Source organism: Streptomyces thermolilacinus SPC6 (genome assembly GCF_000478605.2).
Lineage (GTDB): Bacteria > Actinomycetota > Actinomycetes > Streptomycetales > Streptomycetaceae > Streptomyces > Streptomyces thermolilacinus.
On record NZ_ASHX02000001.1, the window covers coordinates 2,366,653 to 2,388,802 of the forward strand.

The window sequence follows — 22,150 nt, forward strand, 5'->3', positions numbered from 1 at the left end:
GGCTCCGGGCTCAGCCGCCGCCGCTGCCCGAGCAGCCGAAGCCGCCGCGCTGCACCGCGGACTTGTCGAAGCTGCCGCCCTCGACGCGGCCGCTGCTGGAGGACCCGCCGTAGTAGTACGACCCGCCCCCGCCTCCTCCGCCCCTGTAGTGGTCATCGTCGTCGTCGTAGCCGTCGCGGCACTTGTAGTCGGGCAGGACCTCGCGGGTGACCGGGTCCACGCACCGCCGGTCGGGCTCGGAGCTGCCGCAGGAGGTGAGGGTCAGCGCGAGCGCGCCCATCCCTCCCAGGACGACGTGACTCGATCGCAGTCTGCGCATGTGGTACTCCCCCGTTGACGCGTGGAACGCCGCACAGACTAGAGGGCGCCGCTCACACGGGCTACGGCAGTACCCGGCACAGGGCCTCCAGGGCGCCGGGCCAGGCGCTGTCGGTGGGGGTGGCGTAGCCGACGACGAGGGCGTCGCGGCCGGGCGGGGTGTCCGGGTGGCGGAAGGCGTCCAGGCCCTGGAGCGCGAGGCCCTGGAGGGCTGCGGCGCGCAGGACGGCCCGTTCGCTGCCGGGCGGCAGTTCGAGGACGGCGTGGAGTCCGGCGGCGATGCCCGTGACGCGGATGCCGGGAGCCCGTTCGGCGAGCGCCGCCACCAGCTGGTCGCGGCGGCGCCGGTAGCGGAGCCGTACGCCGCGTACGTGCCGGTCGTACGCGCCCGAGGCGATGAACTCGGCCAGCGTCAGCTGGTCCAGGGTGCTCGTCGCCCATTCGACGTCGCCCTTCGCTGCGAGCACCTCGTCCATCAGGTGCCGGGGCGGGACCATCCAGCCGAGGCGCAGCCCGGGCGCGAGGGACTTGCTGGTGGTGCCCAGGTAGACGACCCGCTCGGGGTCGAGGCTCTGGAGGGCGCCGACGGGCTGCCGGTCGTACCGGAACTCGCCGTCGTAGTCGTCCTCCAGGACCAGTCCGCCCGACGCCCGCGCCCAGTCGACCAGCGCGGTACGCCGCTCGGGCGCGAGGGCGCCGCCGACGGGGAACTGGTGCGCGGGCGTGATGAGTACGGCGCCGGGCCGGGACCGGCCGTCCTCGGTCAGGGCGTCCACGCGGGTGCCGTTCCGGTCGAGCGGCAGCGCCGGGGTGCGCAGCCCGGCGCGGTGGAGGGCGCCCCAGTGCACGTCGAGACCGTACGACTCCACGGCGACGTCCCGGACGCGGCGGGCCCGCAGGACGTCGGCGAGCAGCAGCAGGCCCTGGGCGAAGCCCGCGCAGACGACGATCCGGTCCGGCTCGGCGCGCACGCCCCGCGAACGGGCCAGGTACTCGGCGAGGGCGGCGCGCAGCTCGGGGCGGCCGCGCGGGTCGGCGTACCCGAAAGCCTCGTGCGGGGCGTTCGTCAGGGCGCGGCGGGCCGCCTTCAGCCACTCGGCGCGCGGAAAGGAGGCGAGGTCCGGGGTGCCGGGGTGCAGGGTGTGCAGGGGCTTGCCCGCGCGGGGCCTGGCGCGCTGCCAGGGCAGCGGGGCCTGGGAGGGCGGGCGCCGGGCGGGCGCGGCGGCGGCACGGGGGGCGACCCGGGTGCCGGAGCCCTGGCGGGCGGTGAGCCAGCCCTCGGCGACCAGCTCGGCGTACGCGTCGGCGACGGTGTTGCGGGCGACGCCCAGGTCGGCGGCGAGCGTACGGGACGAAGGCAGCCGGGTGCCGGGGGCGAGGCGGCCGGTCCTGACGGCGTCGCGGAGGGCGTCCATGAGCCCGGCGCGCAGGCCGGGGCCCTGGATCTCCAGGTGCAGGTCGGCGCCGAACGCGGCGGAAATGGCCCGTGATTCCGTCATGGAAATGGACCATACCGGGGCGCCAACGCGGGCGTACGGTCGAGGACATGACGACGAACACGACGAACACGCAGCAGACCACGGCCACTGCGGACAGCCACGCCGGCGCGGCCCCCGCGGGGACCGGGTACGCCCCCGAGCATCCGGCCCGGCTGAACCCGGCGGCGCTCGCCCCGGAGGTGTACAAGGCGATGGTCCGGCTGGACGCCGCCGCGAACCAGGGCCTCGACCCGGTGCTGGTCGAGCTGGTGAAGATCCGCTGCTCGCAGCTCAACCACTGCGCGTTCTGCCTGGACATGCACTCCAAGGACGCGCTGGCGGCCGGGGAGAGCGTCGAGCGGATCGTGCAGCTCAGTGCCTGGCGCGAGTCGCGGCACTTCTACACGGAGAAGGAGGCCGCCGCGCTCGAACTGGCCGAGGCGGTCACGCTCCTGACGGAGGGCTTCGTCCCGGACGAGGTGTACGAGCTGGCGGCGAAGCACTTCGAGGAGGCGGAGCTGGCCCACCTCATCTCCTCGGTCATCGTGATCAACGCGTGGAACCGGTTCGCCGTGACGTGCCGCTCGGTGCCGGGCCACTACACTCCGGGCCAGTTCAAGGGCCACAACGCGTGACCGGACCGCACGCGGCGGCGGGCCTCGCCGAGGCGTTCCGGGCGCTGCACCACGGCCGGGCTCCGGAGGACCCGCTGGTCCTGCCCGGCCCGTGGGACGCGGCGAGCGCCCGGGTCTTCGCCGAGGCGGGGTTCCCCGCGCTGGCGACGCCGTCCGCGGGGGTGGCGGCGTCGCTCGGGTACGAGGACGGGCACACCCCGGCGGACGAGATGTTCGCGGCGGTGGCCCGGATCGTGCGCGCCGTGGACGTGCCCGTGTCGGCGGACCTGGAGGGCGGCTACGGGCTGCCGCCGAAGGAGCTGGCGGAGCGGGTCCTGGACGCGGGTGTGGCCGGGGTGAACCTGGAGGACGGCGAAGCGGGCGCGCTGCGGGACGCGGCGGCGCACGCGGACTGGCTGGCGGAGTTCCGCGCGGCGGCCGGTGACGCCCTGTTCCTGAACGCCCGGGTGGACACGTACGTACGGGGTGTGCCGGACCCGGAGGAGACGGTGCGGCGCGCCCGCCTGTACGTGGCGGCGGGGGCGGACGGGGTGTACCCGCTGATGGCCCCGCCGCAGCTGCTGCCGGCGCTGCGCGCGGAGGTGGACGTGCCGCTCAACGCCTTCGCCGTCCCGGACGGCCCCCCGCCCGCCGGGCTGGGCCGCCTGGGCGCCTCCCGCGTCACGTACGGCCCGGACCTCCAACGGCGGGCCACGCGGGCGCTGCGCGACATCGCGCGGGCCCTGCGGGACGGGCGGCACATCGGCTGAGCCGCGCGTGCGGGCGGGACGGCGAGGCCGGCGTGAGGGCGCGGGCCCGGCACCCGGTCAGGCGCCGGGCCGGACGGGTCACTTGGGGAGCCAGGTCTTCCAGGTGGACTCGTTGGCCTTGACCCACTTCTCGGCCGCGGCCTTCGGGGACATCTTCTGGTCCGCGATCATCAGGGCGACCTCGTTCTGCTGCTCGGTCGTCCACTTGAAGTTCTTCAGGAACTCGGCCGCCTCGCCGCCGTTCTTCGCGAAGTCGGCGTTGAGGAACTTCTGGAGCGGCGTGTTCGGGTAGCCGCAGGCGACCTTCTCCGGCACGGCGTCGCAGCCCTCCTCGTACGGGGGCAGCTTCACCTCGACCATCTCGACCTGCGCGTTCAGCCACTGCGGCGTCCACCAGTAGGTGAGGAACGGCTTCTTCTCCTTGGCGTACTTCTTGATGGCGGTGATCTGCGCCGCCTCGGAGCCCGCGTACTTGGTCTTCAGGTTCAGCTTGAGGTTCTTGATGATCGCGTCGTCGTGGGTGACGTAGTCGGGCGAGCCCTCCAGGATCTGGCCCTTGCCGCCGCTCTCGGCGGTCGCGAAGTCCTTCGCGTACTTGTTGAGGTTCTTCCAGTCCGTCACGTCCGGGTGGGCGTCGGCGAAGTACTTCGGGACGTACCAGCCGATGTGCCCGGTCACGCCGAGGTCGCCGGCCCTGACGACGGTCTTCTTGTCCTCGACGTAACTCTTCTCCTCCTTGGGGTGCCCCCAGTCCTCCATGATCGCGTCCACGTCGCCCTTGGACAGCGCGTCCCAGGCGAGGACCTCGCCGAGCTGCTGCGTCTTGACCTCGTAGCCCAGCTCGTTCTCCAGCAGGTACGCGGCGACGGCCGTGTTGGCCTGGGCGCCGACCCAGGAGGGGACGGTCAGGTTGACGGTCTTGGCGCCGGTGCCCGCCTGCTGGGACCTGCCGGTGTCGGCGGCGCCGCACGCGCTGAGCGTCAGCACGCCGAGGGCGGAGACGACCGCGGTGGCCGTGCGGACGGCGTGAGTGGTACGGGTGTTGCCAGTGGGGCGGGTGGTACTGGAGCTGGGCATGGGGATGTTCCTCAAGGGTGAGAGGGCGGGAAGGGTAGGGCCGGGTGGTCAGGCCCCGGGCTTCTTGCGGGCGGTGGGCTGGGTGACGCGGTCGAGGACCAGGCCGAGACAGACGATCGCCAGTCCGGCGGTCATGCCGAGGCCCATCTCGCCGCGCGACAGGCCCTTCACCACGTCGTAGCCGAGCGCGCCACCGCCGACGAGGCCGCCGACGACGACCACGGCGAGGACCAGGACGACCCCCTGGTTGACGGCGAGCTTCAGCGCGGGGCGGGCCAGCGGGAGCTGCACCTGGAACAGCTGCTGCCGGGTGGACGCGCCCATGGAGCGGGCCGCTTCCAGCGCCGCCGGGTCCACCTCCCGTACGCCCTGGGTGGTGATGCGGATGACGGCGGGCAGCGCGTACACGACCGCCGCGATGATCGCCGCGGCGCGGCTGACGCCGAACAGGGCGACGACCGGGATCAGGTACACGAACTGCGGCATCGTCTGGAGCGTGTCCAGGACCGGCCGCAGCCAGCGCTCGACCCCGCGGACCCGGGCGCACGCCACACCGGTGAGGACACCGGCGACGAGGGTGACGGCCAGGGCCGCCAGGACCTGCGACAGCGTGTCGAGGGACTTCGTCCACACGCCGAGCACCCCGGTCGCGGCGAGCGCGGCCGTCGCGGTCAGCGCGGTCGTCCAGGTGCCGACCAGCCGCGCCAGGACGGCGACGGCCAGCAGCAGCGCCCACCAGGGCAGCCACTGGAGCCCGTCGCGCAGCGGGTTGAGCAGGCCCACCGTGAACGCGTCCGACCAGACCTGGGTGCCGCCGACGAGGGGCACGCCCGTGGACAGGTTGTCCACCACCCAGTCCTGCGCCCGGTTGACGGGCGAGGAGATGTCGTACGTCCAGCCGCGCGGCCAGGCGGTGCCGAGCGCGAGCCCGGCCAGCGTGGCCGCGAGAGTGCCGCCGAGGGCGAGGGCCCAGGCGGACCGGCCGTGCAGGAGGCCGCGGCGCGGCGCGGCGTCGCCCAGGCGGTCACCGGCGGCGGCGGTCGTACGGTCCAGCCACACGGCGATCAGCACGATCGGGATGCCCGCGGCGAGGGCCTTGCCCACGTCCACGGTGGACAGCGCCGAGTACACCTCCTCGCCGAGGCCGCCCGCGCCGACGAGCGCGGCGATGACCACCATGGACAGCGCCATCATGATCGTCTGGTTGAGGCCGAGGAGCATCTGGCGGCGGGCCAGCGGCAGCCGCGCGGTCCACAGCCGCTGGCGGCCGTTCGCGCCGAGCGACACGGCGGCCTCCAGGACGCCGGGGTCGGCGGAGCGCAGGCCGAGCGCGGTGAGCCGGGCCATGGGCGGGGCCGCGTAGATGACCGTGCAGAACAGCGCGGCGGGCGTGCCGGTGCCGAAGACCAGCACGAAGGGCAGCAGGTACGCGAAGGCGGGCAGCACCTGCATCGTGTCCAGGACCGGCCGCAGGACGCGGTCCACGCGGTCCGAGAGCCCGGCGGCCAGGCCGATGAGCACGCCGAGCAGCGCGGCGACGGCCACGGCGACGACCATCAGGGCGAGGGTGAGCAGCGTGGCGTCCCACATGCCGAGCACCCCGCACACGGCGAACGCGCCGAACGCCACGGCCGCGACCCGCGCGCCGCGCCGGTCGAACCCGGCGGCGCGCCAGGCGAGCAGCACCCCGGCGGCCAGCACGCCGGGCCAGCCCATGGCGGCGAGCACCTGGTACACGGCGTCCACGGCGTCGGTGGCGGTGTTGGAGAGGTGCAGCAGGAAGTACAGGAAGAGGGGGTGCGTGTCCCGGTTGTCGAGGACCCACCGGTTGGCGTCGTCGAGCGGCCCGGAGATGTCCACGGTCAGCCCGGCGGGCCACGCTCCGCCGCCGAGGAGGAGGGCGCCCGCGACTCCGGCCACGGCGACCAGCAGGCCCGCGCCGACGCCCCGGAGCAGCCGCGCGGGACGGCGGGCCGCGGTGCCGGCGGGCGTTTCGGTGGCGGGTGTCGTACCGGCTCCGGCGCCGGGGGCCTTGCCGGTGGTCGTACCGGCTCCGGCGCGGGGGGACGCTTCGGTGCCCGTGCCCGTACCGGCTTCGGTGGTGCGGGACCTCGGGGCCGCACGGGTCGGCTCGGGGCCGTCGGCGGGGGTCGGGGACGGCGGGCGGACGACGGTTGTGGGGGGCCCGTCGTTCACCGCCGTCCCCGGGCTCTCGGGGGCACCGGACTGCTGCGGGACGGGACGGGCCGTGGGGGGCCGCTTCTTGCCCGGGCCCTGTTTCGGGGCGGTCGTGGAACTCATGCCGCCGCCTTTCCGGCCGGGGCCGCGACCCCCGCGACGACCCCCAGGAGGGTCTGCGGGTCCACGACGCCCAGGCAGCGGCCGTCCTCGACCACGCGCACCGGGGCGCCACCGCCGTGCGCGGCGGCCGTGATGGCCTCGGAGACCGTCGCGCCGGGGGGCACGGCCGGGCCGTGCTCGGCGTCGTCGGCGCGGGCCGGGCGCATCGCGCTGCGGACGGTCACGACCTGCTCGCGCGGCACGTCGCGCACGAAGTCCCGTACGTAGTCGTCGGCGGGCGAGCCGACGATCTCCTCGGGCGTGCCGAGCTGGACGATCCGCCCGTCGCGCATGAGGGCGATCCGGTCGCCGACCCGCAGCGCCTCACTGAGGTCGTGGGTGATGAACACCATCGTGCGGCCCTCGTCGCGGTGGAGCCGTACGACCTCCTCCTGCATGTCGCGGCGGATCAGCGGGTCGAGCGCGCTGAACGGCTCGTCGAACAGCAGCACCTCGGGGTCCACGGCGAGGGCGCGGGCGAGCCCGACGCGCTGCTGCTGGCCGCCGGACAGCTGGCCCGGCTTGCGGTGCTCCAGACCGGCGAGGCCCACCTTGGCGACGAACTCGGCTGCCCGCTCGCGCCGCTGCGCACGGCCGACGCCCTGGATCTCCAGGCCGTAGGCGACGTTGTCGAGGACGGAGCGGTGCGGGAGCAGACCGAAGTGCTGGAAGACCATGGCGGCGCGGCTGCGGCGCAGTTCGCGCAACCGGTTCCGGTCCATGGCGAGCACGTCGTCGCCGTCGATCTCCAGGGTGCCGGAGGTCGGTTCGATGAGCCGGGTCAGGCAGCGTACGAGGGTGGACTTGCCGGAGCCGGAGAGGCCCATGACGACGAAGACCTCGCCCTTGCGGACGTCGAACGACACGTCCCGCACGGCGGCGGTGCAGCCGGTTCGGGCGCGCAGCTCGGCCTGCGAGAGGCCGGTCAGCGCGGGGTCGCCGGGTACGCGGTCGGCCTTGGGGCCGAAGACCTTCCACAGGTCGCGGACGCGGAAGACGGGCGTACCGGTGTCGGTGGCCCCGGCGGCGGCGGTGGCGGTCGCGGTGGTGGTGGCGGTCGCGGTGGTGGTGGTGGTGGTGCCCGTGGCGGTGGCGTTCATCGGGCGTCACCGCCCAGCAGCTCGGCGGCCTTCTCCCCGACCATGAGCACGGCCACCATCGGGTTGACGGCCGTCATGGTCGGGAAGACCGACGCGTCGGCGACGCGCAGCCCGTCGATCCCGCGCACCCTCAGCCTCGGGTCCACCACGGCCGTCTCGTCGTCGGCGGCGCCCATCCGGCAGGTACCGGCCGGGTGGTACACCGTGTGGGCGACCTTGCGGGCGTACTCGGACAGCTCCTCGTCGCCGGTGACCTCGGGCCCCGGGCACACCTCGCGCTTCAGCCAGCCGGCGAGCGGTTCGGTGCGGGCGATCTCGCGGGCCAGGCGGATGCCGTCCACGAGGGTGCGCGCGTCGTAGTCGTCCTCGTCGGTGAAGTACCGGAAGTCGAGGGCGGGCTTCACCTTCGGGTCGGCGCTGGTCAGGTAGAGGCGGCCGCGGCTGCGCGGCTTGGGGATGTTCGGGGTCATCGACACGCCGTGCGCGGGCTTCTCGTAGCCGAGGCGCTCGGGGTTGTCGGTGAAGGGGATCTGGTAGAAGTGGAACATCAGGTCAGGGCCGGGCACTTCGGGGTCGCGGCGGACGAACAGCCCGGCGTCGCTGTCCATGGCGGAGTTGTCGGGGATGGGCCCGTGGGTCTCCCAGACGATGACCGACTCGGGGTGGTCGAGCAGGTTCTCGCCGACACCCGGCAGGTCGTGGGCGACGGGGATGCCGAGCGCCTCCAGGTCCCGCTTCGGGCCGATGCCGGAGTGCATCAGCAGGCGGGGCGTGTCCACGGCCCCGGCGCACAGGACCACTTCGCGGCGGGCGGTCAGCAGCGTCTCGGTGCCGTCCTCGGCGCGGACGTGGACGCCGCGCGCCCGGGTGCCGTCGAGTTCGAGCCGGTACGCCCAGGTCTCCAGCAGGACGCGGAGGTTGGGGCGCTCGTCCATGACGGGGTGGAGGTACGCGACGGAGGCGGAGGAGCGCTTGTTGTCCTCCGGGTGGTAGGCCAGGTCGAAGAAGCCGACGCCCTCGTGGAACGGCTTGCGGTTGAAGCCCTCCACGCGCGGGACGCCGAGCGCGTGCTGGGCGGCGTCCACGAAGTCGCGGGCGATGGGGTTCCGGTCCTTCTCGTCCACCGGGACGATGTTGTTCAGGAGCCGGTCGTAGTACGGGTCCATGGCGGCGGCGTGCCAGCCCTCGGCACCCGCCTCGGACCACTCGTCCCAGTCGGACGGCAGCGGCTTGAACGAGATGAGCGTGTTGTGGGAGGAGCAGCCGCCCAGCACGCGGGCGCGGCTGTGCCGGATGTGGCTGTTGCCGCGCGGCTGCTCGACCGTGGGGTAGTCGTAGTCCAGGTCGCCGCCGAGGAGGCCCAGCCAGCGGCGCAGGGTGAGAACGTCGGGCCGGTCGCGGTCGTCGGGGCCGCCCTCGACGACGGCGACGGTGACGGCCGGGTCGGCGGTGAGGCGGCGGGCGATCACGGACCCGGCGGTGCCGCCGCCGACGATGACGTAGTCGTACTCGGTCGTGGTGTGCTCAGGGGTACTCGGGGTGCTGTTCATGTGTGCGTGTTCTTCCTGCGTCCCGTGCGTTCGGTCGTTCCTTCGCGGAGGGCCTGTGCCGTCGGCTCAGCCCTTGAACCAGCGCACGGGGCGCGGGGCGAGGTTCTGGTAGACGTGCTTGCTCTCGCGGTACTCGGCGAGCCCGGCGGGGCCGAGTTCGCGGCCGATGCCGCTCTTGCCGAAGCCGCCCCACTCGGCCTGGGGGAGGTAGGGGTGGAAGTCGTTGATCCAGACGGTGCCGTGGCGCAGACGCCCCGCGACGCGGCGGGCGCGTCCGGCGTCGGAGGACCAGACGCCGCCGGCGAGGCCGTACTCGGTGTCGTTGGCGAGGGCGACGGCCTCGTCCTCGGTGCGGAACGTCTCGACGGTGAGGACCGGTCCGAAGACCTCCTCGCGGACGATCCGCATGGAGCGGTGGCAGCGGTCGAGGACGGTCGGCCGGTAGAACCAGCCGTCCCTGAGGTGCGGTTCGGCGGGGCGCTCGCCGCCCGCGCGCAGGACTGCGCCCTCGGCGAGGGCGGAGGCGACGTAGTCCTCGGTACGGGCGAGCTGGGCGGCCGACACGAGGGGGCCGCACTCGGCGTCGGGGTCGGTGCCCCGGCCGAGGCGGATGCGTTCGGCGCGGCGGGCCAGCTCGGCGACGAAACGTTCCCGCAGAGATTCCTCGACGATGAGCCGGGACCCGGCCGAGCAGACCTGGCCGCTGTGGATGAACGCGGCGTTCAGGGCCTGGTCGACGGCGGTGTCGAAGCCCTCGGCGGTGACGCAGGCGTCGGCGAAGACGACGTTCGGGTTCTTGCCGCCGAGTTCGAGGGCGACCTTCTTCACCGTGTCGGCGGCGGCGCGCATCACCTTGGTACCGCTGGCGAGGCCCCCGGTGAAGGACACGAGGTCCACGTCGGGGTGTTCGGCCATGCGGGCGCCGACGGGGTCGCCGGGGCCGGTGACGAGGTTGGCGACTCCCGCGGGCAGACCGGCCTCGGTCACCAGCCGCATCAGGGCGATCGTCGTCAGAGGGGTGATCTCGCTCGGCTTGACGACGAGGGTGTTGCCCGCGGCGAGGGCGGGCGCGATCTTCCAGCTGGCCTGGAGCAGCGGGTAGTTCCAGGGGGTGATGAGGGCGCACACGCCGACCGGCTCGTGGACGACCACGCTGTGCACGTCGGGTGACCCGGCGTCGACCACGCGGCCGCCGCCCTCGTTCACGACCAGGTCGGCGAAGTAGCGGAAGGCGTCGGTGACGCAGTCCACGTCGACGCGGCCCTCTTCGAGGGTCTTGCCCGCGTCGCGGCTCTCCAGCAGCCCCAGTTCCTCGCGGTCGCGCTGGAGGAGGTCCGCCACGCGCCGCAGCAGCGCGGCCCGCTCGGCGACGGGGGTGGACGGCCACGGTCCGCGGCCGTTGCCGAATGCCTCGTGTGCGGCGGCGATCGCGGCGTCGGCGTCCTCGGCCCCGCCTTCCGCCACGACCGCGAGGATCGTCGCGTCTGCGGGGTCGAGGACCTCACGGGTGGCTCCGGAAGCGGCCGTTCGCCACTCCCCCGCCACGTGGATGCTCTTCTCTTGGTGCTCCGACACTTCGCGTATTGCCTTCCGTACCCGGTGCGGTCAGGACCGTCCGTGACCGGCGACCCGGGCCCCTGCCCGAGGAAGCGGAAAGCATGCGCGAAAGTGGCGGGGGTCACTCGCGCCGGATGTCAGTGCAGGTCGTCGGCGTCCCCGCGCACGTCGTCCTCGGCGCGCAGCCCGGCCACCCACAGGGGCGTCAGCCAGTGCGCCACCAGCGCGGCGAACAGCACGGTGAACAGGAGCGTGCCGTCCGCGCGCACCTCGGTCGCCCACAGCAGAGCGCCGTACCCGGCCGTTCCGGCGAGGAGGAGCGCGGTGGTGACGCGGTGCGCGATGGCGCGGACCCGGTCGCGCTCGGCGAGCTGCCGCTCGTCGAGCATCCGGCCGCGCAGTTCGAGCAGGCCGCGCGTGGCGCCGTTGATGGCGCCGGTCGCGACGACCCACGGCAGCAGCAGGCCCACCAGGGCGAACAGGGCCCAGTAGGCGTCGCCGACGACCAGGGCCAGCCAGGCCGTGGCGGTGGCGGCGGTCAGCAGGACGTGCGCGGCGACGAGCGCCCGCCTCCGGCCCGCCGTGGCGAACAGCGGCGCTCCCTCGCGCCGGTTCATGAGCGCGTACATCCGCTGGTCGAAACGCGTCGCGGTCCTCATGTGGTGGTCCTCCCGTTTTCCCCGTAGATCTCTTGCGTGAGCGGCTGGAACGGCTCCAGGGAGAACAGCGCCTCCACCGGGAGCCCGAAGTGGGCGGCCAGCTTGAGGGCCAGGTCGAGGCTGGGGTTGTACTGCCCGCGCTCGATGTAGCCGATGGTCTGGTAGTGGACGCCCACCGCTTCTGCCAGTGCCTGCCGGGACACCTTCCGTTCGGCCCGTACGACGGCCAGCCTGTTGTGCACCTGCTCGCTCATGTATAAGAAGTACTACATCCGATCGCAGGTACGCAACAGAAAGCCCCCGGCGGCGCAGAGCCGTCCGGGGGCGTTTCCTCGGTACTACGGGGTGGAGCGGGTGGTTCAGATGAGGCCGAGGCCGCGCACCGCGTCGCGCTCCTCCGCCAGCTCCTGCACCGACGCGTCGATGCGGGCGCGGGAGAACTCGTTGATGTCCAGGCCCTGGACGATCTCGTACTTGCCGTCCTTGCAGGTGACCGGGAAGGAGGAGATGAGGCCCTCCGGCACGCCGTACGAGCCGTCGGACGGGATGCCCATGGAGGTCCAGTCGCCCTCGGCGGTGCCGTTGACCCACGTGTGGACGTGGTCGATGGCGGCGTTGGCGGCGGACGCGGCGGAGGACGCGCCACGGGCCTCGATGATGGCCGCGCCGCGCTTGGCGACGGTCGGGATGAACTCGTCGGCCAGCCACTGCTCGTCGTTGACGACCTCGGCGGCGTTCTTCCCGCCGATGGTGGCGTGGAAGATGTCCGGGTACTGCGTGGCGGAGTGGTTGCCCCAGATCGTCAGCCGCTTGATGTCGGAGACGGCGGCGCCGGTCTTGGCGGCGAGCTGCGAGATCGCGCGGTTGTGGTCGAGGCGGGTCATCGCGGTGAAGCGCTCGGCCGGCACGTCCGGCGCGGCGGCCTGGGCGATGAGGGCGTTGGTGTTGGCCGGGTTGCCGACGACGAGGACCTTGATGTCGTCCGCGGCGTTGTCGTTGATGGCCTTGCCCTGCGGCTTGAAGATGCCGCCGTTGGCCTCCAGCAGGTCACCGCGCTCCATGCCCTTGGTGCGGGGCCGGGCACCGACGAGGAGGGCGACGTTCGCGCCGTCGAAGGCCACGTTCGGGTCGTCGGTGATGTCGATGCCGCGCAGCAGCGGGAAGGCGCAGTCGTCGAGCTCCATGGCGGTGCCCTCGGCGGCCTTCAGGCCCTGCGGGATCTCCAGGAGACGCAGCTTGACCGGCACGTCGGCGCCGAGCAGGTGACCGGAGGCGATGCGGAACAGCAGCGCGTAGCCGATCTGGCCGGCCGCGCCGGTGACGGTGACATTCACGGGAGTGCGGGTCATGTGCGATCTCCGTAAGACAGCTGGCGGTGGGGGTCCCTGCCCCGGGTGGCGGACGTCTTCCGCGCCGAGGATGCCCGGTGTCGCCGCGCACTCTCTCGACGTGGAGATATCCAGCGGTCAGGCTATCCGACCCGATCCCCCTTGAACCCCCGCCCCCTTGTGGTCCAGCTCACCCGATCGAGCGATGCTCGTACGGCCCCGGGGCGGCCGTCGCACGGGGCGCCGTGCGGCGCTCGTACGATCACGGGGCCTCCGTGCAGCCCGTGGTACCAGTCAGGAGCGCGGCGCAGGCGCTCGCGTCGGTACCCGCCGGGAGGACGACCATCGGGGTGTACGCGTCGCCGTCCGCGTCGGCCGTGGCGCTCCGGGTCGTGCCGCCCGGCGCGGTGACCTCGACGGTGTCGCCGGGCGCGGCGCGGCTGATGCGGGCCCAGGAGGCCCGGCAGACACGGCTGTAGCGGACCTCCACCAGGGCGGTGTCCACGATGGTGGAGGCGACGGTGGAGGCGTGGGCGCCGCCGCACCCCATCGTGTGCGGGTCCTGCCCGTCGCAGGCGCCCCGGTAGCACCCGACGCCGACGGGGAGGCTGGGTGTGGCGCCGGTGCCGGGCGGCGCGGCGGGCTTGGCGTCGGCGGGGCGCGCGGCGGGCTGCGGCTCCCCGCTGTCGCCGAGCCCGGAGAGGAGCATCGCGGCGCCGAAGATGAGGAGGGTGCCGAGGGCACCGGCGAAGAACATGAGCACGGTACGGCCGTGCCGGTGCGCTTCCGCTCCACGGGCGGGGCCACTTGACGGGCCGTACGCCGGGGCCGGCGTGCGGGGGTGCGCGTGCGGCGCGACGGGCGGCCGGGGGCGGGCGTGCGGGGCGCCGACGGGCGCGTGGGGGCGCGGGTGCGGGGCGTCGGCGCGGGGCGCGGGCCGGGCGGCCCCTGCGGCCCTACGGGCGTCACCGGCACCAGCGGCATCACGGGAACCAGCCGAGGCGTTCGGGGCTTTCGAGGTGTTCGGGGCTTTCGAGGCTTGAGCGGCTGTCGAGGCCTGGGAGGCGCCGCCCGCGGATGGCGGCGCCTCGAGGGCGGCGCGGGCCTGGGCGATGCGGATGTCGTCCAGGGTCTGGTCGCGGCGCTTCTCGGCGCGGCTCCAGGCCCGTTCGGCCAGCTCCCACAGGGTGACCACATGCACCGGGTCCGTGCCGGTCACCTCGGCCAGGGCGAGGACGGCGTCCCTGGGGGCGAGCAGCCGCCCGTTCAGGTACCGCTCCCAGGAGGTCCTGCTGTACCCGGTACGGTCCGCGAGCGCGCCGAGGCCCAGCCCGCCGCGGTCCACCAGCCTGCGCAGCGTGCCGGCGAACTCCCGTACCTCCGGGTCGAGTTCCTCCGGCAGCGCCTTCCAGCGAGGCATCGCTCCCCCTCTTGTCCTCGGGCCCCCCGGACCTCCCGGCCGCCCGGCGCGCCCCTGCGGACGCGCGCGCCCAGGATGGCAGTTCCGGCAGCCGGTTTCCCAGTTGTGGCCCAGCGCTCACACAGTTCCGGAATGGTCACTTCCGTGCCACAGGGCCCGGACATGCCTTGATCCATTTTGGCGGGTGCATGACGCTGTTCCTGCGTGCGGCGCCCGTCCTGTACTCGGGGGAGGGGACGGGCGCCGCCGTCCAGCGCGGCCGCGCGGGCCGCCGTGCAGGCCCCGCCGGACACGACCGGCCGGGGGCCGGGGCGGGCGCTACCGGACGGTGAAGCGGACCAGGTCCTTCAGGAACGGGATCTCCAGCCACGGATTGGGCTGGGTCATCAGGGCGAAGAGCACGATGGCCGCGCCCAGCACCCCGTACGTGATCATGTCGGTGAACCGGGACCGTACGGCGAGCATCCCGACGGACGGCAGGACGCGCCGTATCCCGGCGCCCGTCAGCAGCGCGGCACCGATCAGCAGCGCCCCGATGCGCGGCGCGTGCGGGAACGGGTCGATCCCGATGATCAGCAGGCCGAGCGCGGTGAGCCCCAGCACGGTGAGCAGCGGCCACTGCCGCGCGGGCGCGGGCGCGTCGCCGGGTGCGGCCCGGCCGCCGCCCTCCGGCCGTACGGTGCCCTCCGTCACGGTCGGCGGACGCCGCGAGGCCCCCGGGGCGAGGCCGTCGTCGTGCGCGTCGCCCTCGGCGGTGTCCTCCGCGTCCCGGCCGTCGGCGTCCCCGGCGTCGGCGTCCCGGGCGTCGGACTCCTGACGTGGGGCCGGGCCGGAAGCCGCGCCGCCCTCGGCGGGTTCGCGTCCCGACGGCCCCTCGTCCCCGGCCTCGGGCCGGTCCTCGTCCCCGGCCCCGTGCCGCGCCTCGCCCTGCTTCCCGCCCGGGTGCCCGGACACCGCCACGGCACCGGCCACGGCGGCACCGGCCGCCGCGAGCGCCCCGGCACCGGCCCCCGGCCCGACGACGGTCTCCGCACCGGCAGCGGCGTCGGCTTCGGCGCCCGCGTCACCTGCGGTGCCGTCCGCACCCGTCCCGGCGTCCGTACGGCTGCCGTCCTCGCCGTCGCGGGAAGCACCGCAGGACCGGTCGGCACCCGGCTCGCTCTCCGCGTGCCCAGGAGCAGCCGCCTCGGCCGCGTCGGGCCCTGCAGACCGTCCGGAGGGCACCGGCCCGGCGGGGTTCGCGGCACCGTCGCCGGGTGCGGCACCATCGCCGGGCGCCGCACCACCGGCGGGCGACGCACCGGCAGGCGGCGTCGCTGCCCGGCTGGGCGTGGCCGGGGTCGTACCCGGGTGGCCGGAATCCGCCGTCGCGGGTCCGTCGTTCGGCATGGGGTTGGGCCTCTTTCGGATGTCAGAGCGCCGCGCGCTCGGCCGCCTCGACGACGTTGACCAGCAGCTGAGCGCGCGTCATCGGGCCGACGCCGCCCGGGTTGGGGGCGACCCAGCCGGCCACCTCGCGCACGCCCGGGTGCACATCGCCCATGACCTTGCCGCTGTCGTCCCGGCTCACGCCCACGTCCAGCACCGCCGCGCCCGGCTTGATGTCCTCGGGCTTGATCAGGTGCGGCACACCGGCCGCGGCGACCACGATGTCGGCCTGCCGCAGATACGCGGACAGGTCCCGCGTACCGGTGTGGCACTGCGTCACCGTCGCGTTCTCGGAACGCCGCGTCAGCAGCAGCGGCATCGGGCGCCCGATCGTCACGCCGCGCCCCACGACCACCACGTGCGCCCCGGCGATCTCCACGCCGTGCCGCCGCAGCAGCGTCACGATGCCCGCCGGGGTGCACGGCAGCGGCGCGGGCTCGCCGAGCACCAGCCGCCCGAGATTCATCGGGTGCAGGCCGTCGGCGTCCTTCTCCGGGTCCATCAGCTCCAGCACCCGGTTGGTGTCCACGCCCTTGGGCAGCGGCAGCTGCACGATGTAGCCGGTGCACGCGGGGTCCTCGTTCAGCTCGCGGACCACCGCTTCGATGTCCTCCTGCGTCGCCGTCGCGGGCAGCTCCCGCTGGATCGACGCGATGCCCACCTGGGCGCAGTCGCGGTGCTTGCCCGCCACGTACTTCTGGCTGCCGACGTCGTCGCCCACCAGCAGCGTTCCGAGCCCCGGCGTAATGCCCTTCGCCTTCAGGTCCGCCACGCGGGCGGTCAGATCGGACTTGATCGCTGCGGCCGTTGCCTTGCCGTCGAGAATCTGGGCGCTCATGTGCCCATACTCGCGGATGACCCCCGCCCTCTTCCAATTCCGGGTGACTGCGACGGGAGGAGAGGTTGCGTCTGCACAACGTTCCCACATTCCGACTGGACAAAAAGCGGATGGTAATACCACCATGACGGCGCAATGCCGCGGGCAGTGCCGGGGGACAAATGCGGCGCGTACATGGGTGCAGACCCTTCGATGCAGACAGTTCCTCCGCGCGGACCGCGCGTCCCCGCACACCCCACGGAGGAACACCGCCATGAGCTTCGGCGACCCGAACAACCCCTACGGCCAGCAGCAGCCGGCTCAGCCGGGCTACGGCCAGCAGCCCGCCCAGCCGGGCTACGGCCAGCCCGCCCAGCCCGGCTACGGCTACCCGCAGGCCCCGGCCTACGACGGCGGCTACGCGGCCGCGGCGCCGATGGAGATGCCGAGCGGTGCCAAGGCCGGCCGCATCTTCGTGTGGGTCATCATCGCCCTCCAGCTCGTCTTCGCCATCTACGCGTTCTCGCAGATGGGCGCCGTCGAGGAGGCCGTCAACCAGACCAACAGCGGCCTGTCCGGCACGGACGCCGAGCTGGCGTCCGACATCGGCAAGGGCGTCATCGCCATCTTCGCCGTCTTCGCCCTGGTCTTCGCCGCGCTCGGCCTGGTCATCGCGCTGAAGTGGGCGAAGGGCGGCAGCTCGGTCCGCACCTGCGCGATCGTCTGGGCCGCGTTCGCCATCGTCGGCGGCATCTTCCAGATCCCGATCGGCCTCGGCACGATGCTGTTCGCGATCCTGCTGATCGTGTTCGCCGCCAAGGGCGACACGGCGGCGTGGTTCAAGCGCCCGCGTCACTGATCCCGTACGAAGGCCGTGACCCCGCGCACCGCGCGTGAGGTCACGGCCTTCGTCGTACCCCGTACCCCTATCCGCGTCGGCGGCGCCTTCGCTCCCCGTACGGCGAGCGGACTTTCCGGGGCGTCGGGCGGAAAGCGGGGAACAGGCGGCCCACCGCCAAAGCACATGATCCGAGCGAGCCCTTTCGGCGCTGTTCCGCGCGAAGTCCCGAAAAGATGATCACCAGGCGAACTCGGTGCGCACGGACGGCGATCGACGCCACGGGGGCCGCCCGGCAGTTCGCCGGACGGCCCCCGTGTGCCGCACCCCCCGCACGCTCGGCGCGAGAAGTGGCGCGCGCTCAGTGGAAGAAGTGGCGCGTGCCCGTGAAGTACATGGTCACACCGGCCTTCTTCGCGGCCTCGACGACCAGCTCGTCGCGGACCGAACCGCCCGGCTGGACAACCGCCTTGACGCCCGCGGCCGTCAGGATCTCCAGGCCGTCCGGGAACGGGAAGAACGCGTCCGACGCGGCGTACGAGCCGCGCGCCCGCTCCTCGCCCGCGCGCTCGACGGCCAGCTTCGCGGAGTCGACGCGGTTGACCTGGCCCATGCCGACGCCCACGCTGGCGCCGTCCTTGGCGAGGAGGATCGCGTTCGACTTGACGGCACGGCAGGCGCGCCAGGCGAAGGCCAGCTCGGCCAGTTCGGCGTCCGACAGGGCGTCACCCGTGGCGAGCGTCCAGGTGGCCGGGTCGTCGCCCTCGGCCTGGAGGCGGTCGGTGACCTGGAGCAGCGCGCCGCCGTCGATGGGCTTGACCTCGACCGGCGCGGACGGTGCCCCGGGGCAGCGCAGCACGCGGATGTTCTTCTTGCGGGCGAGGACCTCGACCGCGCCGTCCTCGTAGTCGGGGGCGACGATGACCTCGGTGAAGATCTCCGCGACCTGCTCGGCCATGGCGACGGACACCGGGCGGTTCACGGCGATGACGCCGCCGAACGCGGACAGCGGGTCGCACGCGTGGGCCTTGCGGTGCGCCTCGGCCACGTCGGCGCCGATCGCGATGCCGCACGGGTTGGCGTGCTTGATGATCGCGACGCACGGGTCGTCGTGGTCGTACGCGGCGCGGCGGGCGGCGTCGGTGTCCGTGTAGTTGTTGAAGGACATCTCCTTGCCGTGCAGCTGCTCCGCCTCGGCCAGGCCGCCCTTGCCGTCCACGTAGAGCGCGGCGCCCTGGTGGGGGTTCTCGCCGTACCGCAGGACGTCGCGGCGGGCGAACGCGGCACCCGTGAAGTCGGGGAACGCCGAGTCGTCGGCCGGGGCGTACGAGGACGCGAACCAGGACGCGACGGCCACGTCGTACGCGGCGGTGTGCTGGAACGCCTCGGCGGCGAGCCGCTTGCGGGCCGCCAGGTCGAAGCCGCCCGCCGCGACGGCGGCGAGGACGTCGCCGTACCGGGCAGGGGAGGTGACGACCGCCACGGACGGGTGGTTCTTGGCGGCGGCGCGGACCATGGAGGGGCCACCGATGTCGATCTGCTCGACGCACTCGTCGGGCGCCGCGCCGGACGCGACGGTCGCCTCGAACGGGTACAGGTTCACGACGACCAGGTCGAACGGCTCCACGCCCAGCTCGGCGAGCTGCTCGCGGTGCGCGTCCAGGCGCAGGTCGGCGAGGATGCCGGCGTGGACGCGCGGGTGCAGGGTCTTGACGCGGCCGTCCAGGCACTCGGGGAAGCCGGTCAGCTCCTCGACCTTGGTGACCGGGACGCCCGCGGCGGCGATCTTCGCGGCCGTGGACCCCGTGGAGACCAGCTCGACCCCCGCCTCGTGCAGGCCGCGGGCCAGGTCCTCCAGCCCCGTCTTGTCGTAGACACTGATCAACGCGCGACGGATGGGCTTATTCACCGACATGAACCTTTCGTCCCTCAATGCGGTAGCCGTGCCGGGCGAGACGCCCCACGACCTCGACGAGCAGCGTGCGCTCGACTTCCTTGATGCGCTCGTGGAGAGCGTCCTCGTCGTCCGTGTCCCGCACCTCGACCACGCCCTGGGCGATGATCGGGCCGGTGTCGACGCCGTCGTCGACGAAGTGGACGGTGCATCCGGTGACCTTCGCGCCGTACGCGAGGGCGTCCCGCACTCCGTGGGCACCGGGGAAACTGGGCAGCAGGGCGGGGTGGGTGTTGACCGTGCGCCCGCCGAAGCGCGCCAGGAACTCCTTCCCGACGATCCTCATGAAGCCGGCCGACACGACGAGGTCCGGCTCGTACGCGGCGGTGGCCTCGGCCAGCGCGCGGTCCCACTCGTCACGCGTCGCGTGGTCCTTCACCCTGCGTACGAACGTCGGCACCCCGGCGCGCTCCGCCCGCTCCAGGCCCGCGATGCCGGTGCGGTCCGCGCCGACGGCGACGATCCGGACCTGGGAGCCGTACCCCTCGGGGTCGGCGGCGATGGCGTCGAGCAGCGCCTGGAGGTTCGTTCCGGAGCCGGAGACCAGGACGACGACGCGGGCGGCGGCGGGGGCGGCGGGGGCCACGGGGCGACTCTTTTCGCGTGAGCGGTACGACTGCGGTACTGAGGTGCGGGTGCTGGGTGCGGTCCGGGGTGCGTGCGGGGTTCGGTGCGGGTCGTGTGCGGCTTTGTAGGGTCGTACGAACGCGTCGTGTGCTCCGATACGGGGAACTCTACGAACGCGCCGACCGTCAGCAACGATACCGGCACACCGCACCTCCCCCACGGGACGGGGGCCGGGCCGGGCGGTAGCGTCTGGTGCGGAACCGTTCCCCGCGACGCGCCGCGCCGTGACACGGACGCCCGCGCCACAGTCACCTGCGACGCGGACGGGCGGGGACGGACGGATCACGACAACAGGGGAAGACGTTCACCACATGCCGGACCGAGGCCGCCAGCCCACCGACGACAGCAACCCCTTCGCGCCGCCGCCGGAGGGGAGCCCCGACCAGCCCTGGCAGCCGCGCCGCCCGGAGAACGCCGACGGCTCCGGGAGCTCCGGTGACTCCGACTCCGGGTCCTCCGGGGACGGCGGGAGCGGTGACGAGGGCGGGCGCGACGGGCGCTGGGGCGGCCGTTGGAGCCCGCGCCAGCCGGGCCGCTCCTCGGACGGTTTCGGCGCGGACCCGTCCCGGCAGGGGCGCCCGCAGCAGGAGGGCCCGCAGCTGCGCTGGGACCCGACGGACCCCTCGCAGCGGCGCGCGCGGTACGCGCTGCTGTCCGGCATGTGGGGCTTCTTCTTCGCGGTGTTCGACTTCCCGGAGCTGGGCCTGCTGCTGGGCGCGCTGGCCCTGTACTGGGGCATCAGCTCCCTGCGCGAGCGCGGGCGGGGCGAGCCGGCCGCGCCGGCGGTGAAGTCGCAGACGACCGCTGCGGTGAGCGGCCTGATCACGGGCACGCTGGCGCTGGTCATCGTGGCGACGATGTTCGCCTTCCAGGTGGCGTACCGGGACTTCTACACCTGCGTGCAGGACGCGCTGACACAGGACGGCCAGGTGGCGTGCAACCAGCAGCTGCCGGAGCCGCTGCGCGACCTGATCGGCGTCAAGCCGTAGCCCTCACGGAAGGGGGCGTTCCGTACCATGAGCAGGTGCAAGCGACCCCGTTCCCCGGCCCCTTCGCGCCCGCTCCGGGCGCGGACCGGTACCCCGCCCTCGACCTGGCCAACAGTGCGTTCACCGTGGCGGGAGGGCGGCGTGTGGACCTCATCGGGGAACCGGCCGACGCCGACCAGTGGCTGTTCGAGCGCGGGTTCGCGCCCGCCGGGGCCGGGCTCCGGCAGTGGTGCGCCGGACAGCTCCGGGAGCTCCGCGCACACGTGCGCGCGCTGTTCGCGGCGCATGTGGCGGGGCGGCCCGCGCCGGAAGCGGCGCTCGCGGCGGTCAACGAGGCCCTGACACGGGCCCCCGCTGCCTCGCTGCTGCGGTGGGATCCGGAGCGCGGGCTGCACCGCGAGGTCGCGCACCCCGTCAGCCGGATCGTGGAGCACGCGCTCGCGGTGCTGGCGGCCGACGCGGCCGAACTGCTGACCGGGGAGGACGCGGAGCGGCTCACGGCGTGCGGGTCGCCGCCGTGCGACCGGTACCTGCTGCGGAACGGAAGGCGCACGTGGTGCTCCACGCGCTGCGGCGACCGGGCCCGTGCGGCCCGCGCCTACGCCCGCCGCACCCGCGGAACGTCCCAGGATCCGGAGGGTCCGGGCGCGGACTGAGCGGCCGGACCCGGCGGGGAGGGCCGGGCGTCACGGGGCCGGTCGCGCTGCCGGTTCCGCTGCCGGTCCGGCGGGAGGCCGAGGGCAGGCGGATGCGCAGGTACGGCGCCTGGAGGAGATGACGGCGTCACGGTCGCGGTCCGACTGCTCCGCGATCCGCCACAGCGCGTGGAACCCGCCGATGCGCACATCCGGCTTGTCGCTGCCGAGCTGATCGACCGCTCTGCTGAACCGGTCGGCGAGATAGCCCTCCTGGGCAAGACGCAGGTCCTCCTGGCTCACGCGCACCTGCCGCCAGGTGGCGTACGCGCCGACCAGCACCACCAGGCCCGTGATCACCTGGAGGAGGGCCGTCCGAACGTCGTCGACGGCCTTCAACCGGTCCTGCGGGGCGACACCGTCCCGGCGAGGTCGTGGACCACCACGAGGCCCGGCAGGACGCCCCCCCCCGGCAGCACGAGCGCCACCGCCGCCGACAGCACCACCACCACTCCACGACGCCGCCCGCCCCGCCCGCGCCTGCCGTGACCACCCGGCTGGTCCCCGGTCCTCATGGGCACGGGAGCCCAGGCGTCGCGCCGAGGACCAGCAAGATCGCCGACATCGTCCGGGCGGCCGTGCGGGTACCGC

22 protein-coding genes are annotated in these 22,150 nt (G+C 73.9%); 5 read left to right on the forward strand and 17 right to left on the reverse strand.

Annotation, left to right across the window (positions count from 1 at the left end; genetic code table 11):
• Positions 1-10 precede the first annotated feature (10 nt).
• Positions 11-319 carry a hypothetical protein gene (locus J116_RS09830; RefSeq protein ID WP_023586918.1) on the reverse strand — a complete coding sequence of 103 codons (309 nt, stop codon included), beginning with the start codon at positions 317-319 and terminating at the stop codon, positions 11-13.
• A gap of 61 nt (positions 320-380) precedes the next feature.
• Positions 381-1,817 carry a MocR-like pyridoxine biosynthesis transcription factor PdxR gene (gene pdxR, locus J116_RS09835; protein WP_028963892.1) on the reverse strand — a complete coding sequence of 479 codons (1,437 nt, stop codon included), beginning with the start codon at positions 1,815-1,817 and terminating at the stop codon, positions 381-383.
• 47 nt (positions 1,818-1,864) lie between these two features.
• On the opposite strand from pdxR, the gene J116_RS09840 reads away from it, so the two are divergent.
• Both J116_RS09840 and J116_RS09845 read left to right on the forward strand, forming a co-directional pair.
• Positions 1,865-2,431 (forward strand): carboxymuconolactone decarboxylase family protein, encoded by a 567-nt coding sequence (locus tag J116_RS09840; protein ID WP_023586919.1) that lies wholly within the window; start codon positions 1,865-1,867, stop codon positions 2,429-2,431.
• A complete protein-coding gene (locus J116_RS09845) occupies positions 2,428-3,180 on the forward strand; it encodes an isocitrate lyase/PEP mutase family protein (RefSeq protein ID WP_023586920.1) in 753 nt (250 codons plus the stop codon). Before J116_RS09840 ends, J116_RS09845 begins: the two co-directional genes overlap by 4 nt.
• Before the next feature lie 78 nt (positions 3,181-3,258).
• On the opposite strand, the gene J116_RS09850 is transcribed toward J116_RS09845, so the two are convergent.
• The 11 genes from J116_RS09850 to J116_RS09900 form a co-directional block, all read right to left on the reverse strand.
• Positions 3,259-4,257, reverse strand: a complete 999-nt coding sequence (locus J116_RS09850) for an ABC transporter substrate-binding protein (protein WP_023586921.1) — start codon at positions 4,255-4,257, stop codon at positions 3,259-3,261.
• 48 nt (positions 4,258-4,305) lie between these two features.
• Positions 4,306-6,558: an ABC transporter permease gene (locus tag J116_RS09855; RefSeq protein WP_023586922.1), complete on the reverse strand. Its 2,253-nt coding sequence runs from the start codon at positions 6,556-6,558 to the stop codon at positions 4,306-4,308.
• Complete coding sequence (locus tag J116_RS09860) at positions 6,555-7,697, reverse strand: quaternary amine ABC transporter ATP-binding protein (RefSeq protein ID WP_023586923.1); 1,143 nt, start codon at positions 7,695-7,697, stop codon at positions 6,555-6,557. The genes J116_RS09855 and J116_RS09860 overlap by 4 nt, the downstream gene beginning before the upstream one ends.
• Entirely contained in the window at positions 7,694-9,247 is a 1,554-nt protein-coding gene (locus tag J116_RS09865; RefSeq protein ID WP_023586924.1) for a GMC family oxidoreductase, read from the reverse strand. The genes J116_RS09860 and J116_RS09865 overlap by 4 nt, the downstream gene beginning before the upstream one ends.
• A gap of 66 nt (positions 9,248-9,313) precedes the next feature.
• Positions 9,314-10,822, reverse strand: a complete 1,509-nt coding sequence (locus J116_RS09870; RefSeq protein ID WP_023586925.1) for an aldehyde dehydrogenase family protein — start codon at positions 10,820-10,822, stop codon at positions 9,314-9,316.
• 119 nt (positions 10,823-10,941) lie between these two features.
• Positions 10,942-11,463, reverse strand: coding sequence for a hypothetical protein (locus J116_RS09875; RefSeq protein ID WP_023586926.1), 522 nt, complete (start codon positions 11,461-11,463; stop codon positions 10,942-10,944).
• Positions 11,460-11,717 carry a helix-turn-helix transcriptional regulator gene (locus J116_RS09880; RefSeq protein WP_023586927.1) on the reverse strand — a complete coding sequence of 86 codons (258 nt, stop codon included), beginning with the start codon at positions 11,715-11,717 and terminating at the stop codon, positions 11,460-11,462. The genes J116_RS09875 and J116_RS09880 overlap by 4 nt, the downstream gene beginning before the upstream one ends.
• Positions 11,718-11,822: 105 nt before the next feature.
• Positions 11,823-12,812: a malate dehydrogenase gene (locus J116_RS09885; protein WP_023586928.1), complete on the reverse strand. Its 990-nt coding sequence runs from the start codon at positions 12,810-12,812 to the stop codon at positions 11,823-11,825.
• A gap of 241 nt (positions 12,813-13,053) precedes the next feature.
• On the reverse strand, positions 13,054-14,211 hold the full coding sequence (locus tag J116_RS09890) for an XRE family transcriptional regulator (protein WP_023586929.1): 1,158 nt from the start codon (positions 14,209-14,211) through the stop codon (positions 13,054-13,056).
• Positions 14,212-14,529: 318 nt separating this feature from the next.
• Complete coding sequence (locus J116_RS09895) at positions 14,530-15,600, reverse strand: DUF3017 domain-containing protein (RefSeq protein WP_079147702.1); 1,071 nt, start codon at positions 15,598-15,600, stop codon at positions 14,530-14,532.
• Positions 15,601-15,622: 22 nt separating this feature from the next.
• Positions 15,623-16,477, reverse strand: a complete 855-nt coding sequence (locus J116_RS09900) for a bifunctional methylenetetrahydrofolate dehydrogenase/methenyltetrahydrofolate cyclohydrolase (RefSeq protein WP_023586931.1) — start codon at positions 16,475-16,477, stop codon at positions 15,623-15,625.
• A 253-nt stretch (positions 16,478-16,730) separates the two neighbouring features.
• On the opposite strand from J116_RS09900, the gene J116_RS09905 reads away from it, so the two are divergent.
• Complete coding sequence (locus tag J116_RS09905) at positions 16,731-17,315, forward strand: membrane protein (RefSeq protein ID WP_023586932.1); 585 nt, start codon at positions 16,731-16,733, stop codon at positions 17,313-17,315.
• 340 nt (positions 17,316-17,655) lie between these two features.
• Here J116_RS09905 and purH read toward each other — a convergent pair whose 3' ends face one another.
• Entirely contained in the window at positions 17,656-19,209 is a 1,554-nt protein-coding gene (purH, locus tag J116_RS09910) for a bifunctional phosphoribosylaminoimidazolecarboxamide formyltransferase/IMP cyclohydrolase (protein WP_023586933.1), read from the reverse strand.
• Positions 19,196-19,834, reverse strand: a complete 639-nt coding sequence (gene purN, locus J116_RS09915; RefSeq protein WP_023586934.1) for a phosphoribosylglycinamide formyltransferase — start codon at positions 19,832-19,834, stop codon at positions 19,196-19,198. Before purN ends, purH begins: the two co-directional genes overlap by 14 nt.
• A 352-nt stretch (positions 19,835-20,186) precedes the next feature.
• On the opposite strand from purN, the gene J116_RS09920 reads away from it, so the two are divergent.
• Positions 20,187-20,864 (forward strand): hypothetical protein, encoded by a 678-nt coding sequence (locus tag J116_RS09920; protein ID WP_023586935.1) that lies wholly within the window; start codon positions 20,187-20,189, stop codon positions 20,862-20,864.
• Between the two features lie 35 nt (positions 20,865-20,899).
• A complete protein-coding gene (locus J116_RS09925) occupies positions 20,900-21,520 on the forward strand; it encodes a CGNR zinc finger domain-containing protein (protein ID WP_023586936.1) in 621 nt (206 codons plus the stop codon).
• Between the two features lie 30 nt (positions 21,521-21,550).
• Here J116_RS09925 and J116_RS09930 read toward each other — a convergent pair whose 3' ends face one another.
• Both J116_RS09930 and J116_RS30860 read right to left on the reverse strand, forming a co-directional pair.
• Positions 21,551-21,898, reverse strand: coding sequence for a hypothetical protein (locus J116_RS09930; RefSeq protein WP_023586937.1), 348 nt, complete (start codon positions 21,896-21,898; stop codon positions 21,551-21,553).
• Positions 21,895-22,074 (reverse strand): hypothetical protein, encoded by a 180-nt coding sequence (locus J116_RS30860; RefSeq protein ID WP_235617473.1) that lies wholly within the window; start codon positions 22,072-22,074, stop codon positions 21,895-21,897. The genes J116_RS09930 and J116_RS30860 overlap by 4 nt, the downstream gene beginning before the upstream one ends.
• Positions 22,075-22,150: the final 76 nt, after the last annotated feature.

What these genes read in the sequence shown, in the direction of transcription:
- J116_RS09830 (WP_023586918.1), bottom strand. Translation starts at nt 319, where the DNA reads ATGCGCAGACTGCGATCGAGTCACGTCGTCCTGGGAGGGATGGGCGCG.
- pdxR (WP_028963892.1), bottom strand. Translation starts at nt 1,817, where the DNA reads ATGACGGAATCACGGGCCATTTCCGCCGCGTTCGGCGCCGACCTGCAC.
- J116_RS09840 (WP_023586919.1), top strand. Translation starts at nt 1,865, where the DNA reads ATGACGACGAACACGACGAACACGCAGCAGACCACGGCCACTGCGGAC.
- J116_RS09850 (WP_023586921.1), bottom strand. Translation starts at nt 4,257, where the DNA reads ATGCCCAGCTCCAGTACCACCCGCCCCACTGGCAACACCCGTACCACT.
- J116_RS09855 (WP_023586922.1), bottom strand. Translation starts at nt 6,558, where the DNA reads ATGAGTTCCACGACCGCCCCGAAACAGGGCCCGGGCAAGAAGCGGCCC.
- J116_RS09860 (WP_023586923.1), bottom strand. Translation starts at nt 7,697, where the DNA reads ATGAACGCCACCGCCACGGGCACCACCACCACCACCACCGCGACCGCC.
- J116_RS09865 (WP_023586924.1), bottom strand. Translation starts at nt 9,247, where the DNA reads ATGAACAGCACCCCGAGTACCCCTGAGCACACCACGACCGAGTACGAC.
- J116_RS09875 (WP_023586926.1), bottom strand. Translation starts at nt 11,463, where the DNA reads ATGAGGACCGCGACGCGTTTCGACCAGCGGATGTACGCGCTCATGAAC.
- J116_RS09880 (WP_023586927.1), bottom strand. Translation starts at nt 11,717, where the DNA reads ATGAGCGAGCAGGTGCACAACAGGCTGGCCGTCGTACGGGCCGAACGG.
- J116_RS09885 (WP_023586928.1), bottom strand. Translation starts at nt 12,812, where the DNA reads ATGACCCGCACTCCCGTGAATGTCACCGTCACCGGCGCGGCCGGCCAG.
- J116_RS09890 (WP_023586929.1), bottom strand. Translation starts at nt 14,211, where the DNA reads ATGCCTCGCTGGAAGGCGCTGCCGGAGGAACTCGACCCGGAGGTACGG.
- J116_RS09895 (WP_079147702.1), bottom strand. Translation starts at nt 15,600, where the DNA reads ATGCCGAACGACGGACCCGCGACGGCGGATTCCGGCCACCCGGGTACG.
- J116_RS09900 (WP_023586931.1), bottom strand. Translation starts at nt 16,477, where the DNA reads ATGAGCGCCCAGATTCTCGACGGCAAGGCAACGGCCGCAGCGATCAAG.
- J116_RS09905 (WP_023586932.1), top strand. Translation starts at nt 16,731, where the DNA reads ATGAGCTTCGGCGACCCGAACAACCCCTACGGCCAGCAGCAGCCGGCT.
- purH (WP_023586933.1), bottom strand. Translation starts at nt 19,209, where the DNA reads ATGTCGGTGAATAAGCCCATCCGTCGCGCGTTGATCAGTGTCTACGAC.
- J116_RS09920 (WP_023586935.1), top strand. Translation starts at nt 20,187, where the DNA reads ATGCCGGACCGAGGCCGCCAGCCCACCGACGACAGCAACCCCTTCGCG.
- J116_RS30860 (WP_235617473.1), bottom strand. Translation starts at nt 22,074, where the DNA reads ATGAGGACCGGGGACCAGCCGGGTGGTCACGGCAGGCGCGGGCGGGGC.